Origin of the sequence: Rubricella aquisinus (assembly GCF_014199445.1) — a bacterium.
GTDB classification, from domain to species: Bacteria; Pseudomonadota; Alphaproteobacteria; order Rhodobacterales; family Rhodobacteraceae; genus Rubricella; species Rubricella aquisinus.
This window is the reverse complement of sequence record NZ_JACIJS010000001.1, coordinates 363,648-379,517: the sequence shown is the minus strand read 5'-3', so window position 1 is coordinate 379,517 and position 15,870 is coordinate 363,648. Positions and strand designations below refer to the sequence as shown.

The following is a 15,870-nucleotide window of genomic DNA, read 5'->3' as shown; positions in this document are numbered from 1 at the left end:
AAGCGCCCTCCCATGGGGGAGGGAGGGCGCGGACCGGCGCGCTGCGCGCTTTATTCCGGTCCGATTGGGCTCACTGCACCTCAGGCACCAGAATGTCCCGTTTGCCGACCTTGTTGGATGGGCTGACCACACCGTTTTCTTCCATCTGCTCCACAAGACGCGCGGCCTTGTTATACCCGATGGCAAGTTTGCGCTGGATGTAGCTGGTGGAGCATTTGCGGTCCCGTGCCACGATCTGCACGGCCTGATCGTAGAGCGCATCCTCCCCGCCCGTGTTCCCGCCAAGGCCGAGCACCGCGTCGATATCGGCGCTTTTCTCCTCATCGGGGCCTTCGGTCACGCCGTTCACATATTCTGGCACGCCTAGGGATTTGAGGTGGTTGACGATTTCCTCCACCTCCTCATCGCTCACGAACGGCCCGTGCACACGGGTGATCCGCCCGCCGCCTGCCATGTAGAGCATATCGCCCTGACCCAGCAGTTGCTCCGCGCCCTGTTCGCCCAGAATGGTGCGGCTGTCGATCTTGCTGGTGACCTGAAAACTGATCCGCGTCGGAAAGTTCGCCTTGATCGTGCCCGTGATCACATCGACGGAGGGGCGCTGTGTCGCCATGATCAGATGGATGCCGGAGGCCCGCGCCATCTGCGCAAGACGCTGGATGCAGGCTTCGATCTCTTTCCCGGCGACCATCATCAGATCGGCCATTTCATCGACCACGACGACGATGAACGGCATCTTTTCCGGCTCGAATTCCTGTGTCTCGAAAATCGGCTCGCCGGTATCCTCGTCAAATCCGGTTTGCACGGTGCGTGTAAACGCCTCCCCGTTTTTCAGCGCCTCGGCCACGCGGCCATTATAGCCGTCGATATTGCGCACGCCCATTTTTGACATCTTGCGGTAGCGCTCTTCCATCTCCGCCACGACCCATTTCAGCGCCACGACGGCCTTTTTCGGGTCGGTCACAACGGGAGACAGAAGGTGCGGGATGCCGTCATAAACGCTGAGTTCCAGCATCTTGGGGTCAATCATGATCATCCGGCATTCCTCTGGCCCCAGCTTGTAGAGAAGGCTCAGGATCATGGTGTTGATCGCGACGGATTTACCCGATCCGGTCGTCCCCGCGATCAGAAGGTGCGGCATCCGCGCGAGGTTCGCCACCACGGGCTCCCCGCCGATATCCTTACCCAACGCAAGCGGCAGGCGATGCGCGCTGTCGCCATAGGCGCGGGCGGAGAGGATTTCGCGGAAATGCACCTTTTCGCGCAGATCATTGGGCAATTCGATCCCGATCACGTTGCGCCCCGGCACGGTGGACACACGCGCGGCCAGCGCCGACATGCTGCGCGCAATATCATCCGCCAAGCCGATTACGCGGGAGGCTTTGAGGCCCGGCGCTGGCTCCAACTCATACATCGTGACAACGGGGCCGGGTTTGACCGCCTCGATCGTGCCGCCGATGCCGTATTCGTCCAGCACCGATTCCAAGAGCTTCGCGTTTTGGCTGAGCGCCTCATCACTCGCGGCGGGGCGGCGAATGTCGAGCGGGGCCTCCAGCAGGGACAGGGGCGGCGCGTCATAGCCATCGTCATTGTCGGCAAAGAGTTTGGGCTGCTCCTCCGCCATGGCGCGCTTGGATTTCGCGGCCTTCTTGGGATGGGGGTGCTGCACGACGGTCCGGGGGGCCGGGCGCGGCTCTGGCTCTGGGTCGCGCAGGTCGGCGGAGAGTGGCGGTTCTGCCACTGCTTTCACCGGCTCTGCCTCCCGCGCCAGCGCGCCGGTGAGCCGTGCCATCAGGCGGGAGCGGCCGCGCTCTTCCTCCTCCGCTTCGGTCGGATCAGCGGGCATATCGGCGTCAAACCGTGGCTCCATCCGCGTGTCGATTACGTCCTCATCGGGGGTGCTGCGGTCGGCGCGCTGCCGCATCATGCTGTGCAGGATCGCGCCAATCACAATCCGTACCCCTGCCCACAGAAGCGCCAGAATGATGACCCCACCGCGCAGCGCCGTGCGCAAGCCGCGCCAGAACCGGCGCATCCCGGCGGCAAATTCCATCCGGTCCACCCCAAGGGAGATCAGCCCAACCATGACGGTCAGCACGCCAATGGCCAGCGTCAACAGGTTCACGCCCATCGCAGTTTGCAGCGGCCAAAGCGGGAGCAGGCGGATGATGGCCTCGTCCCCGATGATCCCGCCAAGGCCCACATCCCCGAGCCAAGTGATCGGCGGCACATGAAGGGCTGCGAATCCTGCGCCAAGGATCACCGCCACCGGCACCAGACCAATGGACAGAACCCGGCTTGCCCCGCGCAAAAACGCCATGCGCCCGCCCCAGACAACCAGCGCAAGCACCAGACCCCACGCAGCCCAACCCAAAAGGCGCAGCATCAGGTCAGAGCCATAGGCACCAGCAAGGCCAAGCGCGTTGCGCGGGCTGGCGCTCACCGCGTTGAAAAAGCTTGGATCGCGCGGATCATGGGTCAACAGCATCGCGGCAAGGGCCGCGCCCACCAGCATCAGCGCGACGCCAACCCCGCGCAGGATCGCCTTGCGCGCGGTTTCCTTCATGCGGTTCTCAACCAGCGGATCGGCGTTGCCGCCAAGGGTGAAGAAGGTCATGTCTGGTCCTCCGATCCTGAGGTGAGCAGGTCCGCGATGGCCTCTAGCCCGCGTGTGATTTCGTCTTTGGGTGCGACAAGCGCCGCGCGGATATAGCCCGCACCGGGATTGCCTCCGCCAAGCCGCGCATCCGTGTCCCGCGCCAGATAGCGCCCGGGCAGCACACGCACGCCATGATCTGCCCATAGTGCTTTTGTCGCGGCCTCATCATCCGTGACCTTGAGCCACAGGAAAAATCCGGCTTCGGGCGCGTGATAGCCACGGCAGTTGCCCAGAATATCGTCGGCCAGAGCGAACTTTTCCTGATAGAGCGCGCGGTTCTCCACCACATGCGCCTCATCGGCCCAGACGTGCGCGGCAGCCATTTGTGCGGGCAGCGGCAGGGGAGCGCCGGTGTAGTTGCGAAGCTGGCGCATCTGCGCGATGGCCCCACGCCCTCCGGCGGCAAAGCCCGAGCGCAGGCCCGGCAGGTTCGACCGCTTGGAGAGGGAATGAAACACCACAACACGCTCCGGGTCCGTCCCCTTGGCCTGTGCCACTTCAAGCGCGCCTGCGGGGGGCGTGTCGCGGTAAATCTCCGAATAGCATTCATCAGCGAAGATGCGGATGTCATGCGCCTCCGCCAAATCCATCAGCCTGCCCCACCACGGCGCATCCGCGACGGCCCCTTGCGGATTTGACGGTGAACACATGTAGATGATCGCAGCTCGGCGCAGCAGGTCTTTGGGCAGGCCGTGGAAATCGGGCATGAAGCCCGTCTCTGCCGTCGCGGGCACGAAAACAGGCTCCGCCCCGGTGGCAAGGGCGGCCACCGCATAGCACTGATAAAATGGATTGGGCAGCAGCACCGTTGGCCGCTCCCCGTTTTTTGCCTCGGGGCAGAGCGCCATGCAGGCGGCAAACAGCCCCTCTCGCGTGCCATTAAGCGCGATGATCTCATCCGCGTCTTTCGTCACCCCATACCGGCGCGCGATCCAGCCGCTGATCGCCTCCAGCAACTCCGGCGCGCCCTCATTCGTGGGGTATTTCGCGTAAAGATGGGCGTGCTCCGCCAGCACCTCTGTCACGAAATCAGGGAAAGGATGGCGCGGCTCCCCAATCGACATGGAGAGCAATTCACCCCCTTGGGGCGTGTCCTGCAACAGGCGGCGCAAACGCGGAAATGCATATTCGGGCAGGTCGGCGAACCGATCTGGATACTGCATACTGGCCTCATCTCAACCGGGGTCTAACGCCCCGTGTTAGGATGAAGATACACTGGTAACGGCCGATTGGTCCACGAAAAAAGGCTTATGGCCTCAGCGCTGCTTCAATCGCTGCACCAATGCGGAGCATTTTGCGGTCCGTCCCCCCCGACCCAAGCGCCATGATCCCGCAAGAGGGCACCCCCGTGGGGATCGTGATCCCGCAGCAGCCCATCATGTTTCCGATCCGGGTGTTGCGCAGCGCCATCAGGTTTTCCGAGGTGAAAAACGCTGGATCCGCCAAAAGCGCCTCCACATTCGGCGGCAGGATCGCGGAGCTTGGCAGCAGCACCGCGTCATATCCCGCAATCGCCGCGTCAAAGCCCGCGCGCAATACGTGCAGCCGGTCCCAGCCGCGAATATAGTCGCTGGCGGAGAACGCCTTGCCTGCCTCAAACCGTTCGCGCACGGGGGCAAACATCTTCTCCGGGGCGGTTTCGATCACTGCACCGCATTCCGCCCATGCTTCGGCCACGATGGTCGGGGCGGAAAGGGTCATGGCTTCCGCGACCTCGGGGATCGCGCCCCGGCTGATCGTGGCACCAGCCTGCCCGATCCGGTCAAGGGCGGTGATGAACGCCTCCGCCGGGGTGGGGTGGCAGTCATCCAGCGCGACCGTCTCCAGCACCAGAAACCGCATGCCGCTGACATCCGCGCCCGTAAGGTTCACCGCGCTGTCGCCCGCGAGCACCGCATGGATCAGGGCTGCGTCCTCCACGTTTCGGGTCAGCGGCCCGATCGTGTCGAAATTCGGGGCGAGCTTTACTGCGCCATCAAGCGGCACCAGCCCGGCGGTCGTTTTGAACCCCACCAGATCGTTCCACGCGGCGGGCAGCCGGACGGAGCCGCCTGTGTCCGAGCCGATCCCGGCAGCAGCGAGGCCAAATGCCACCGATGCAGCAGCACCCGAGGACGACCCACCCGGCGCGGCCTCTGGATCGTTCACATTCGGGGCAGTCGCGGTGTTCGGGTTTACGCCTAAGCCGCTGAACGCCAACTCGCTCATATGGGTCTTTCCAAGGCAGATCATACCTGCCTCTGTCGCGCGTTGCAGCACGAGTGCATCCCGGTCCGGCACCCGCCCGGCAAGGAGCTGCGAGCCAGCCATCGTTTCCGTCCCGGCGCTGTCGAACAGGTCTTTCCACGAGATCGGCACACCGTCGAGCGGCCCCCGCCGCGTGCCGGCCTGCGCGCGGGTCGCTGCGGCCTGCGCCTCGGCCATCGCGCGATCGCGGGTCAGGGTGGTGTAGATGCGCGGCGTGATCGGATCGGCCTCCGCCCGGGTGAGGAAATGCTCCGTCAGGGCCACCGGGTCAATCTCCCCCGCGGCAATGCCCCGTCCCAGATCGGCGGCGGTCATTTCGTGCCAAGCCATTGCTGTCTCCCCCTGTCACGTCTCTCCTGCGACACGCTATCGCTCCGCCTCACCATGGACAATGGGCAAGGGAGACCCCACAACATCTGTATGACTTTTGACAGCGATATCCTGATTGTCGGCGGCGGCCTGAATGGCCCCGCGCTGGCGCTTGCCCTGTCTCAGGCCGGTCTGAGCAGCACCATCATCGACGCGCAGCCCTTGCCCACGGTGCTGGAGCCTGAATTTGACGGGCGCGCCTATGCCGTGGCGCTTGGCTCCAAACGGCTGTTGCAGGGTTTGGGCATCTGGGACGCGGTGGAGGGACACACGCAGCCGATCCTCGACATCGTGGTCAGTGACGGGCGGGAGGGCGAAGGCGCCTCGCCGCTCTATGTCCATTTCGACCATCGGGAGATTGAGGAAGGGCCGTTCGGCGCGCTTCTGGAGGATCGCTATCTGCGCGCGGCCTTGTTGGGCGCTGTGGCGGCGGAGGAGCGGATCACCCATCTGACGGAGCAGACGGTTGTCGCACAGGCGGCCAAACCGGGTGGCGTGGATGTCACCCTCGCGGATGGATCGGTGTTGACCGGGCGGCTGCTCGTGGGCTGCGATGGTCGCCGCAGCGGTGTGGCGGAGCGGGCGGGCATTCGCAGGGTCGGCTGGGACTATGGACAAACCTCGCTGGTCTGTGCCGTTGATCATGCGCTGCCCCATAACGGGATCGCACATCAGATGTTCCTGCCAGCCGGGCCGCTCGCGATCCTGCCCCTGACGGGCAATCGGTGCAGCATCGTCTGGACCGAAACGACCCAAAACGCGGCTGAGATCATGGCCCGTGACGACGCGGGCTATATGGCCGCACTCCGCCCCCGTTTTGGCGATTTTCTGGGGGATATCGCGCTTGCGGGTGGGCGCTATGCCTATCCGCTGAATCTGACGCTGGCGCAGCGGTTTACCGGCGCGCGGCTGGCGCTGGTGGGTGACGCGGCCCATGGCATCCACCCGATCGCGGGGCAGGGGCTGAACCTTGGCCTGCGCGATGTGGCAGCTTTGGCGGAGGTGTTGGCGGATGCAAAACGCCGGGGCGAGGATATCGGGACAAAGGGCGTGCTGGATCGCTACCAGTCATGGCGCGGCTTTGACACGTCCGTGCTCGCGGCGGCGACCGATGGGATCAACCATCTGTTCTCGAACGACAATCCCCTGTTGCGCATGGTCCGCGATATTGGCCTTGGCGCGGTCAACGCGACGCCCGCGCTCCGCCGCAGCTTCATGCGCGAAGCGGCGGGGATCACGGGCGACGTGCCACGCTTAATGCAGGGCAAACCCCTTTAGCCCGCCGCGCCTTACCGCTATGGCATCGCGCGCGCCCTGCTATTTCTTTTTTCCTCAAATACCTCCCGCCGGAGGCTTCCCCGCTTTCAAGCAGCGATCCCGGTTGCTCAATCGCTCAGTTTGCGCGCCTCATCGACCAGCATGATCGGAATGCCGTCGCGAATGGGAAAAGCGAGCGATGCCCCTTCGGAGATCAACTCCCCCTTTGCGCGGTCGTATTTCAGAGGGCCGCGCGTCAGCGGGCAGACAAGCGCTTCCAGAAGCTTGCGGTCGATCTGGTCGTTCATTTCGGTCATTGGATCGGCGTATCCTCGTCGCCTGCGCGCATCGCGAACTCCATCAGTGTAACGAGCGTTTCGCGGCGGGTGGACAGGCTTGGCGCTTCCAACAGCGCTTGCTTATCCTCCCCGTCAAACGGGCAGAGCATCGACAACGTGTTGATGAGCAATTCGGTATCGGCGTCCTTCAGGCTGTCCCAATCCGACGAAATCCCCACAGACGTGAAATAGCGGCGCAACAGGTCAAGGAACCCATCGCGGTTGAACGCGGGATCGGTTTCCTCTCCGCGCAAATCCCGCTCGAAACTGGACCAATCCACCGCCGCGCGGCGATAGGGGGTGAAGCCGTCCTCCTCCGACAGGATGCGGAACCGGCTGATCCCGGTGAGGGAGATGATGTAGCGGCCATCTTCCGTCTCTGAAAAGGAGGTCACACGCCCCACGCATCCGATCTGATGCAGGCGGGTGGCGTCCCGTTTGCCCCCCGGGCCCTCCATCGGCTGGATCATCCCGATGAAGCGTTCGGGGGTTTTCAGCGCGTCCTCCAGCATCGCCAGATAGCGCGGTTCAAAGATATTCAGCGGCAATCGCGCCCGCGGCAAAAGAAGCACACCTGACAGCGGAAAAATCGGAATTACGCCCGGAAGGTCCGCCAGATTATAGCGCTTCACCATGTGCTCCTTGCTCCCCCTTCGCGCGTTAGGCGAAGATCATGGACGACAACCTCCGCCGACCGGATGCCACGAGCGGGTCTTTCGGCCCAAGAGCATCGAACAGTTTGAACAGCGTCTCCTTGGCGGCGCTGTCCTGCCATTCCCGATCCTGCCGGAACAGTTCCAGAAGCATGTCGATCGCTTCGTCGTTCTGCCCCGCCCCGATCAGCGCGTTTGCGTAGTCTAGCCGTGCCTGTTTGTCCGTTGGATCAGATGTAACCCGGTCGGACAGTTCGGCAAGCTCCCCTGCCGCACCCGCATTGGCGGAGAGCGCGATTTGTGCGCGGACTGCCGCGATTTCCGGGTGGCTGGCGTTATGTTCTGGCACCGCGTCGATGATCGCTTGCGCCTTATCCGTCTCGCCCATGGCGAGGTACACGCGGGCAAGACCGGCCTGCGCATCAAGGTTATCAGGCACTTCACCAAGGATCGCTGCAAAGGTTTGCGCCGCATCCGCGACAGCACCCTGATCCAGCATTTCATTGGCCATCGCGATGGCCTCCTCAATACCGCCGCCCTGCGCCCCGCCGCCTGCTTTCACCACGCGGTCGATGAATTGCTTGACCTGCGATGCGGGCAGCGCGCCCTGAAAGCTGTCCACCACTTGCCCGCCAACGACGGCGATCACGGTGGGGATGGATTGAACCTGCGCCTGTGCGGCGATCCGCTGGTTTTCATCCACGTTGATTTTTACCAGCTTGACCGCGCCGCGCGCGTTCTTGACCTCCCCTTCGATCACGGGGGTGAGGGTTTTGCACGGGCCGCACCATGGCGCCCAGAAATCGACGATCACCGGCACCTCGTTCGACGCCTCGATCACATCCGCCATAAAGGTCGCCTCAGACCCGTCCTTGATGAGGTCAGCGGGCGCTGTGCCCTGTCCCAATTCGATCATGTCATTCGTCCTTACGATGTGCCGCTAGCCGGAAACGGCGCGGGCCTGTTCTTCGAGCGCGTCGAAATCCACTTCTTGGGGCGCGTGGCCCGTCGCGGTGAAAAAACGCCTCATGTCAGCAATGGAAATGGCGACCGTGGCCGCGTTGTGCAATGGGTGGCAGTTGAGGATATCGGCCTGCATCATCTGCGCATCCAGAATGACGCGCACGGCCTGCCTGTCGCGGTCGTGATGGGCGGCAAGGGGTGTGACCGCGCCAGGGGTCACGCCCAGATGCTCCTGCAACACGTCCGGCTTGGCGAAGCTCAGTTTCTTGACGCCGATCACCTTCTCCAGATCGCGGATGCGGATTTTGCGATCCTCAAAGCAGGTCACCAAAACCAGCTCCCCCGCCTTGTTCTTGAGGAACATGTTTTTGCAATGCGCCCCCGGCAGATCGCCGCGCAGGGCCTGACTGTCCTCCACCGTGAAAAGGGGCGGATGCCGGTGCATCGTCCAGCCGATGTCGTGGTCGGCCAGAAAGGATAGAATGTCAGCTTCGGCAGCGGGTGGGGTGGGCGTGTCGGTCATGATGGCGCGGAACCTAGCGTGACCGTGGTCCGGTGCAAAGGGGCCGGGGCGCTATTTCTCCTTCGGAAATCTCAGGATCGCCACGCCCAGCACGAACATCGCGGCCAATCCGGTCGCACCCATCCAGAACGGCAGGCGTAGCGCTGCCTCCCGACCCATCCCCGGCTCCGCCCATGTCACCACAAACCCCGCGGCGAGCGCACCAAGCGGGATCGTGCCCCAGCCAAAGAACCGATAGATGCTGTTCACCCGACCCAGCAGCGCATCCGGGATCACCCGCTGGCGATAGGACACCGTGACGACATTCCACAAAAGGGCCGCTGCCATCTCCAGAAACAGGGCGAGGCCCGCGAGGATCGGGGAGCTTGTCACCGCCAGCAGAACCAGCGGCACTGGCATCAGGGCCAAGGCCAGCAAAAGGCTCGCGCGCGGCCCGATCCGGGCGGCCAGCAGCGGGCAAAGCACGCCCCCGACCACGCCACCCGCCGCACCAAGGGTCAGCAGCAGCCCATGCCCGACCGCATCCAACCCCAGCACCTCCTGCGAATACAGGACAAGCACGGTCATCGCCATCGCGCTCATGGCGTTGAGACAGCCAAGCATCAGCGCCAGCCGCAGGATCAGCGCATGGGCACGCAACCAGCGCAAACCTCCGATGAATTCGGTCACAAACCGGTCCCGTGCGGCACGCGGCACGTCACTGGCACGCGGCAGGATGCACCAGATGCCGAGTGCGGACAGGGCAAACATCAGCGCGTCAAACGCGAATGGCGCAGGCACGGCAAAAGCGATCAGCAGCCCGGCCAAGGGCGGGCCGACAAACGCGCCCATGATCTGCTCCACCGACCAAAGCTGCCCGTTTGCGCGCTCCAGATCCGGTTTGTCCACGATTGAGGGCAGGAAGGTCTGCGCCGCGTTGTCGCGAAACACCTCCGCCGTGCCAAGCAGAAAGGCAAGGGCGGCAAGGGCAAAGATCATGCCCTCCTGCCCCATCCCCATGGTGACCAGCGCCACAGCGCATAGGCTCAGCAACAGCCGTATCAGATCGGCCCGCACGATCACCATCCGCCGATCCGCCCGGTCGATCAGCACGCCAGCGGGCAGCGCGAACAGGAACCACGGCACCTGCCCGGCAAAAGCGACCAGCGCGATATGCAGGGGATCGCGGGTCAGGAGCGTTGCAAGCCACGGAAAGGCAAGTGCCGCCACCCCATCGCCTAGGTTCGATGCGGCACTCGCAGACAAAAGCAGTCTGAAGTTTCGATTGCGTGACAGCAGCGCGCTGGCCATGGGGATTCTCTTAAAAGGGTTATGTCAGCCTATCGGCTAATAAGCTGTCCGCAAGGCTTGACACTCGGCTGACGTGAACGTCACATCGGCATATGACCGGGTCTCTTTATTTCAACACCGCCAGCCTTGGCCTGCCGTCCACGGATGTGATCGCGCGGATGCACGCCCATATGCGGGTGATCGAGGCCAAAGGACCGCTTGCCGCAGCCGAGATCGCGCAAGAGGAGCTTTCCGCCTTGCCGCAGAGCGCCGCGCGGCTTTTGGGTGGGGATCGGGACGGGATCGGGCGGACGACGACCACTTCGGCCACGCTGATACAGATGCTTGGTTGGTGCGATCTGGCGGGCAAGCGGGTGCTGGTCACACCCCATGAATGGCACAGCACGCTCTACTACCTCGCGCTGCACAAAGGGGCAAAGGTGGAGCCGCTTCCGATGCTTGATCTTGATGCGCCGGACCTCAGCGCATGGCAGGACCGGATCGGGGAGGATGTCGCCGTAATCTCTGCCCCGATGGTGAGCAGCATCACCGGGCGGGCCTATCCGATTGCCGAGATTGGTGCGCTCAAACGCCCCGAGGGGTGCCTGTTCCTTGTCGATGGCGCGCAGGCGTTGGGGCAGGTGCCACTTGATATGGCTCAGCTTGGCTGTGACGGGTTTGTCGCGACCCGCCGCAAATGGCTCGGTGGGCCGCGCGGCACGGCGCTGTTCTGGATGTCGCAAGCGAAGCGGCGGCGCGTGCCGGTCGATGTGCTGGAGCCGTTTGACCTGAACGACCTGTCGTGGATCGGGGCGCTCGCCGCGATGAACGCGGCGCTTGACGAGGGTGTGGAGCAACGGCGCGCCGCGATCCGGCAGCGGGCGGACGTGCTCTACAACGGCGCGGCCACCTATGGCTATTCCGGCCCGGCGCCGATGACAGGCGCGGTGACGCTGCATGTCCCGCAAGCACGGGTAGAGCCGCTCAAAGCGGCCTTTACCGCGCGTGGCATCACGGTCAAATGGCCGAACCCGGCAACGGATGAGCCGCTGTCCCCCCGCGCGCCAAAAGGGCATGTGATGCTGCGCCTCTCCCCCGGCCTGACGGCGACGGGGCAGGATTTGGACGCGTGCCTTGCCTGCCTGAAAGCGGCGGCAGACGGTTCTTGATCGCTTCGACAATCGCCATGGAAATTCGGTGTATTTTGCTCTTGCGCTCCTGCCGCGAATCCTTATACATCGCCCACATTCCGAAGGAGGCGGGCGTAGCTCAGGGGTAGAGCACAACCTTGCCAAGGTTGGGGTCGTGAGTTCGAATCTCATCGCCCGCTCCATTGGAAACCTCGCAAAAGGGCCGCGTTTCGCGGTCCTTTTTCGTTTGTGGTGGCGGTGACGCGGCTTGATTTGAGGTTCGGTGGGCCCTGTCGATTGCGCTCCTGCTGCGGCTACTCCTATCCTGTCATGGCATGAAAAGGGCGCCGGCGGGCGAAAGAGGGGCTTTGCGATGATTGCTTATGTCACGGTGGGGGCGGATGACATTGCGCGGGCACGGCGGTTCTATACCGCGTTTCTGCCTGCTTTGGGCTATGACATGAGCGAGGGGCCGGAGGGCCTGAGTTTTGCCCTGCCAGTGGCACCGGGGCAGGCGCCACACCCCGATTTCTATGTAAAACCACCGTTTGACGGGGCGACGGCCAGTGCCGGGAATGGCGCGATGGTTGCGTTTGAAGCGCAAAGCCAGCAGCAGGTGCGCACGCTTCACGCCGCCGCAATCGCAGCGGGTGGATCGGATGAGGGTGCGCCCGGTTTTCGGGCGGCCTATAGCGCGGGGTTCTATGTCGGCTATTTGCGCGATCCCCATGGCAACAAGATCGCGCTGTTTTCAAACAACCCAAGCGAGCCGGGCCGCAATGGCGAGGTTGGCGGGTGACAAGTGGATAACTGGCGATCCCGGAAGGACTCGAACCCTCAACCCCCTGATTAGAAGTCAGGCGCTCTATCCAGTTGAGCTACGGGACCGCAACGCCCCGTATATGCCGCGAAGGGGCGCGGGAATTCAATCGTGGATTTGCCGTTTGGGGTCGGTTTAGTGGGTCCAGGCGCCGCGGCGGTTCGATGCGAAATTGTCGCCATAGCCGCGGGGGCGGATCGTCTTTTTCCGCGGTTTCGGCTCGAATGTCTGGAAGGCGATCCCGTGCCGGCGGGCATAGTCCACGGCGGCTTCCTTGGACGAAAAGGTCAGCCGCACCTGCCCGGTCGTATCCGCCGAACCAGCCCAGCCCATCAGCGGGTCGATTTTCTTTGCATCGGCAGGTTCGAATTCAAGCACCCAATGGTTTGTTTTCGCCTGACCGGAGGACATCGCCGTGCGGGCTGGTTTGTAGATGCGTGCAAGCATGGGATCACCTTTGCCAATAACTTGCCCCGTTATCGGGGATGCGGCGGTTGGTTTCAAGATGCCATGGGCGCGCAGGCAAGTCGTTGACCGGCGATTGGGAGCGAGGGGTGGGTGGGTGCCAATCGCCGGCCAACTATGCTGCTTGCAGGTTCCACCCTATGGATGAGGTGTGAACGGAACGTTAACAGCGGAGGAAAAACTTAGCGAAAAGGCGCGCGCCATCCGGCATCCAGCGCCTCACGCTCTGAACAGAACCACCGCTCGCCCCGCGCGGGTGAAATCACGGTGCGGTCATAGTGGCGCGAATAGGGTGTGTGATAGATGCGCGTGCCATCGCGGTTGATGTTGCCCTTGATCGGGCATTGATTCGATGCGGTTTGCGCCGCGCCATCCCATTGCGCCGCGCGATACTCCCACGGTGCCTCAAACGGGCCGGACCACATTCCGGCGTTGCGTGCCTGCGCCTTTTCTTCATGGGGGACATAACGCACGCTATAGCGGCGAAAGGCGAGCGCGTGGCCGCTTTCGACCATCGCGGCGTTCAGGTCCGTGCCATTCGCGCTACACTGCCCGATCAGGCGATCATAGGCGTCGCTGGATTGGGCGGTGCAGGTCACGGTGGCGCGACCGATCAGGCTGCGCAATGCCTCCGTCGCGGCGTGACCACATGCAACTGCGCCGCAGGTCTGGCGCGATTCCGGCGCGTCGATCCCATCAAGCCGCACGATTTGCCCTGCGACCTCGATCGTGTCGCCATCCACGATCCGCGCGGACCCTTCCACGATTTGTGCGGTTCCGGGCGTGGCAAATTCGGCAAGGACCGCGATGAGAGTGAGTAAGTTGCGCATCAAAACGATATGGGGTCGTAATAGTTGCGTTTTAAGATGATTGTGAAGGATTGCGAAACGCGCCGCTCCTGACACACCCTGTCAGGAGGCCACGCCGCGCTTGGTTGACCTTGCCCACCCGACGCCCATATTTTCAGGCAACACTCCACACAGGAAAGCGCGCGCGATGCCCGATACCGTCCACCTCCCCGAGGTGCACCATCCCGACCGTGAAAAGCTTGAAGGTGGCAAGCGGTTCGTTCTGCATGCCCCGTTCGAGCCTGCGGGCGATCAGCCGACGGCGATCCGCGATCTGGTCGAAGGGATCACACAGGGCGAGCAAAATCAGGTGCTGCTCGGGGCGACGGGGACGGGCAAAACCTTCACCATGGCCAAGATCATCGAGGAAACTCAGCGCCCCGCTATCATCCTTGCGCCGAACAAGACGCTCGCCGCACAGCTTTACGGGGAATTCAAAGCGTTCTTCCCGGAAAACGCGGTGGAGTATTTCGTCAGCTATTATGACTACTACCAGCCAGAGGCGTATGTCCCCCGGTCCGATACCTTCATCGAGAAGGAGTCACAGATCAACGAACAGATCGACCGGATGCGCCACTCCGCCACCCGTGCGCTGCTGGAGCGCGATGACGTGATCATCGTGGCGTCCGTGTCATGCATTTATGGCATCGGTTCGGTCGAGACATATACGGCGATGACGCAGGATCTGGAGGTGGGCAAACACTACCCCCAGCGCCAATTCCTCGCCGATCTGATCGCCCAGCAATACAAGCGCAACGATGCGGGCTTCCAGCGCGGCACGTTCCGGGTGCGGGGCGATACGCTGGAATTGTGGCCCGCGCACTTGGATGACCGGGCGTGGCGGCTCTCTTTCTTTGATGATGAGTTGGAGAGCATGGTGGAGTTTGATCCCCTGACCGGGGAGCGGACGGGGACCATGGATAAGGTCCGCGTTTACGCCAACAGCCACTATGTCACCCCGCGCCCGACCATCGCGCAGGCCATTCAGGGCATCAAGGGGGAGTTGAAACTCCGCCTCAAACAGCTTGAGGATGAGGGCAAACTGCTGGAGGCGCAGCGGCTGGAGCAACGCTGCACCTTTGATCTGGAAATGCTGGAGGCGACGGGCGTTTGCAACGGGATCGAGAATTATTCGCGCTACCTCACGGGCCGCTCCCCCGGGGAGCCGCCGCCCACCCTGTTTGAATACATCCCCGACAACGCGATCGTGTTCGCGGATGAAAGCCATGTCTCCGTCCCACAGATCGGCGGGATGTATAAGGGCGATTACCGGCGCAAATTCACGCTGGCGGAGCATGGCTTCCGCTTGCCGTCCTGCATGGACAATCGCCCCCTCAAATTCGAGGAATGGGACGCGATGCGCCCGCAATCCGTGTTCGTCTCCGCCACCCCATCGGCGTGGGAATTGGAACAGGCAGGCGGCGTGTTTGCCGAACAGGTGATCCGGCCCACGGGTCTGCTTGATCCGCCTGTGGAAATCCGCCCGGTGGAGATGCAGGTCGATGACCTCTTGGATGAGATCCGCATCGTCGCGGGGCAGGGCAACCGCGTGCTGGTCACGACGCTCACGAAACGCATGGCGGAGGATCTGACCGAATACCTGCACGAGCAGGGCATCCGCGTGCGCTACATGCATTCGGATATCGACACGGTGGAGCGGATCGAGATTCTGCGCGATCTGCGGATCGGTGCGTTTGACGTGCTGATCGGGATCAACCTGTTGCGGGAGGGGCTCGATATCCCCGAATGCGCGCTCGTTGCCATTCTGGATGCGGATAAAGAAGGGTTCCTCCGCTCCGAGACGTCATTGGTGCAGACCATTGGGCGCGCGGCGCGGAATGCCGATGGCCGCGTGATCATGTATGCCGACCGCATCACCGGCTCGATGGAGCGGGCCTTGGCGGAAACGAACCGCCGCCGGGACAAGCAGATGGCCTATAACGAGGCCCATGGCATCACACCCGAAACGGTGCGCAAGAATGTCGAAGATATTCTGGATGGCACATGGCAGGGGGATACGGATCAGGCCCGGATTACCACCAAGGTGGATAAAAAGGGTGTCGGCGATAACCTCGCCGCGCATCTGGAGCATTTGCGCAAGGAGATGCTGAAGGCTGCCGAGAACCTCGAATTTGAGGAAGCCGCGCGGCTCCGCGATGAGGTCAAACGCCTCGAAGCGGTCGAGCTTGCGATCGCGGACGATCCGATGGCGCGCCAATCCGCGATTGAGGCCGCAGTGGACGCTGGCCAGAAAACCGCCGCCCGCTCCACCATGGGCCGTGGCGGGATGCGCGGCGGCGTGAAGCGGAAGAAGCGGCGGGGTGGGTAA

General features: G+C 63.2%; 14 protein-coding genes and 2 tRNA genes. 5 read left to right on the top strand and 11 right to left on the bottom strand.

Annotation, left to right across the window (positions count from 1 at the left end; translation table 11 throughout):
• Nucleotides 1–70: 70 nt before the first annotated feature.
• From FHS89_RS01800 to FHS89_RS01790, 3 genes are all read right to left on the bottom strand, one after another.
• Entirely contained in the window at nucleotides 71–2,617 is a 2,547-nt protein-coding gene (locus FHS89_RS01800; RefSeq protein WP_184007850.1) for a DNA translocase FtsK, read from the bottom strand.
• On the bottom strand, nucleotides 2,614–3,822 hold the full coding sequence (locus FHS89_RS01795) for an aminotransferase class I/II-fold pyridoxal phosphate-dependent enzyme (RefSeq protein WP_184007848.1): 1,209 nt from the start codon (nucleotides 3,820–3,822) through the stop codon (nucleotides 2,614–2,616). Before FHS89_RS01795 ends, FHS89_RS01800 begins: the two co-directional genes overlap by 4 nt.
• A gap of 85 nt (nucleotides 3,823–3,907) precedes the next feature.
• Nucleotides 3,908–5,236: an amidase gene (locus FHS89_RS01790; protein WP_246413513.1), complete on the bottom strand. Its 1,329-nt coding sequence runs from the start codon at nucleotides 5,234–5,236 to the stop codon at nucleotides 3,908–3,910.
• Nucleotides 5,237–5,326: 90 nt separating this feature from the next.
• Here FHS89_RS01790 and FHS89_RS01785 point away from each other — a divergent pair, with 90 nt between their 5' ends.
• Nucleotides 5,327–6,553, top strand: a complete 1,227-nt coding sequence (locus FHS89_RS01785; RefSeq protein WP_184007846.1) for an FAD-dependent monooxygenase — start codon at nucleotides 5,327–5,329, stop codon at nucleotides 6,551–6,553.
• 107 nt (nucleotides 6,554–6,660) lie between these two features.
• On the opposite strand, the gene FHS89_RS01780 is transcribed toward FHS89_RS01785, so the two are convergent.
• From FHS89_RS01780 to FHS89_RS01760, 5 genes are read right to left on the bottom strand one after another with little or no spacing between them, the layout of a single operon-like run.
• Nucleotides 6,661–6,849 carry a Trm112 family protein gene (locus tag FHS89_RS01780; RefSeq protein WP_184007844.1) on the bottom strand — a complete coding sequence of 63 codons (189 nt, stop codon included), beginning with the start codon at nucleotides 6,847–6,849 and terminating at the stop codon, nucleotides 6,661–6,663.
• On the bottom strand, nucleotides 6,846–7,505 hold the full coding sequence (locus FHS89_RS01775) for an LON peptidase substrate-binding domain-containing protein (protein ID WP_184007842.1): 660 nt from the start codon (nucleotides 7,503–7,505) through the stop codon (nucleotides 6,846–6,848). The genes FHS89_RS01780 and FHS89_RS01775 overlap by 4 nt, the downstream gene beginning before the upstream one ends.
• Before the next feature lie 25 nt (nucleotides 7,506–7,530).
• A complete protein-coding gene (trxA, locus tag FHS89_RS01770) occupies nucleotides 7,531–8,439 on the bottom strand; it encodes a thioredoxin (protein ID WP_184007840.1) in 909 nt (302 codons plus the stop codon).
• Between the two features lie 24 nt (nucleotides 8,440–8,463).
• Nucleotides 8,464–9,009: a prolyl-tRNA synthetase associated domain-containing protein gene (locus tag FHS89_RS01765; RefSeq protein ID WP_184007838.1), complete on the bottom strand. Its 546-nt coding sequence runs from the start codon at nucleotides 9,007–9,009 to the stop codon at nucleotides 8,464–8,466.
• A 51-nt stretch (nucleotides 9,010–9,060) separates the two neighbouring features.
• Nucleotides 9,061–10,299, bottom strand: coding sequence for an MFS transporter (locus FHS89_RS01760; protein ID WP_184007836.1), 1,239 nt, complete (start codon nucleotides 10,297–10,299; stop codon nucleotides 9,061–9,063).
• A 92-nt stretch (nucleotides 10,300–10,391) separates the two neighbouring features.
• Between FHS89_RS01760 and FHS89_RS01755 the strand changes: the two genes are divergently transcribed.
• The 3 genes from FHS89_RS01755 to FHS89_RS01745 all read left to right on the top strand — a co-directional run bounded on the left by FHS89_RS01755 (nucleotide 10,392) and on the right by FHS89_RS01745 (nucleotide 12,207).
• Complete coding sequence (locus tag FHS89_RS01755) at nucleotides 10,392–11,447, top strand: aminotransferase class V-fold PLP-dependent enzyme (protein WP_184007834.1); 1,056 nt, start codon at nucleotides 10,392–10,394, stop codon at nucleotides 11,445–11,447.
• A gap of 89 nt (nucleotides 11,448–11,536) precedes the next feature.
• Nucleotides 11,537–11,611 (top strand) — tRNA-Gly (locus FHS89_RS01750).
• Nucleotides 11,612–11,781: 170 nt separating this feature from the next.
• Complete coding sequence (locus FHS89_RS01745) at nucleotides 11,782–12,207, top strand: VOC family protein (RefSeq protein ID WP_184007831.1); 426 nt, start codon at nucleotides 11,782–11,784, stop codon at nucleotides 12,205–12,207.
• A 12-nt stretch (nucleotides 12,208–12,219) separates the two neighbouring features.
• Here the strand turns inward: FHS89_RS01745 and FHS89_RS01740 are convergent.
• The 3 genes from FHS89_RS01740 to FHS89_RS01730 form a co-directional block, all read right to left on the bottom strand.
• Nucleotides 12,220–12,296 (bottom strand) — tRNA-Arg (locus tag FHS89_RS01740).
• Between the two features lie 67 nt (nucleotides 12,297–12,363).
• Nucleotides 12,364–12,675, bottom strand: coding sequence for an ETC complex I subunit (locus FHS89_RS01735; RefSeq protein ID WP_184007829.1), 312 nt, complete (start codon nucleotides 12,673–12,675; stop codon nucleotides 12,364–12,366).
• Between the two features lie 200 nt (nucleotides 12,676–12,875).
• On the bottom strand, nucleotides 12,876–13,523 hold the full coding sequence (locus FHS89_RS01730; RefSeq protein WP_184007827.1) for a thermonuclease family protein: 648 nt from the start codon (nucleotides 13,521–13,523) through the stop codon (nucleotides 12,876–12,878).
• A 166-nt stretch (nucleotides 13,524–13,689) separates the two neighbouring features.
• Between FHS89_RS01730 and uvrB the strand changes: the two genes are divergently transcribed.
• Nucleotides 13,690–15,870: an excinuclease ABC subunit UvrB gene (uvrB, locus tag FHS89_RS01725; RefSeq protein WP_184007825.1), complete on the top strand. Its 2,181-nt coding sequence runs from the start codon at nucleotides 13,690–13,692 to the stop codon at nucleotides 15,868–15,870.

Coding starts and splice junctions, on each gene's coding strand:
- FHS89_RS01800 (WP_184007850.1), bottom strand. CDS start 2,617: ATGACCTTCTTCACCCTTGGCGGCAACGCCGATCCGCTGGTTGAGAAC.
- FHS89_RS01795 (WP_184007848.1), bottom strand. CDS start 3,822: ATGCAGTATCCAGATCGGTTCGCCGACCTGCCCGAATATGCATTTCCG.
- FHS89_RS01790 (WP_246413513.1), bottom strand. CDS start 5,236: ATGGCTTGGCACGAAATGACCGCCGCCGATCTGGGACGGGGCATTGCC.
- FHS89_RS01785 (WP_184007846.1), top strand. CDS start 5,327: ATGACTTTTGACAGCGATATCCTGATTGTCGGCGGCGGCCTGAATGGC.
- FHS89_RS01780 (WP_184007844.1), bottom strand. CDS start 6,849: ATGACCGAAATGAACGACCAGATCGACCGCAAGCTTCTGGAAGCGCTT.
- FHS89_RS01775 (WP_184007842.1), bottom strand. CDS start 7,505: ATGGTGAAGCGCTATAATCTGGCGGACCTTCCGGGCGTAATTCCGATT.
- trxA (WP_184007840.1), bottom strand. CDS start 8,439: ATGATCGAATTGGGACAGGGCACAGCGCCCGCTGACCTCATCAAGGAC.
- FHS89_RS01765 (WP_184007838.1), bottom strand. CDS start 9,009: ATGACCGACACGCCCACCCCACCCGCTGCCGAAGCTGACATTCTATCC.
- FHS89_RS01760 (WP_184007836.1), bottom strand. CDS start 10,299: ATGGCCAGCGCGCTGCTGTCACGCAATCGAAACTTCAGACTGCTTTTG.
- FHS89_RS01755 (WP_184007834.1), top strand. CDS start 10,392: ATGACCGGGTCTCTTTATTTCAACACCGCCAGCCTTGGCCTGCCGTCC.
- FHS89_RS01745 (WP_184007831.1), top strand. CDS start 11,782: ATGATTGCTTATGTCACGGTGGGGGCGGATGACATTGCGCGGGCACGG.
- FHS89_RS01735 (WP_184007829.1), bottom strand. CDS start 12,675: ATGCTTGCACGCATCTACAAACCAGCCCGCACGGCGATGTCCTCCGGT.
- FHS89_RS01730 (WP_184007827.1), bottom strand. CDS start 13,523: ATGCGCAACTTACTCACTCTCATCGCGGTCCTTGCCGAATTTGCCACG.
- uvrB (WP_184007825.1), top strand. CDS start 13,690: ATGCCCGATACCGTCCACCTCCCCGAGGTGCACCATCCCGACCGTGAA.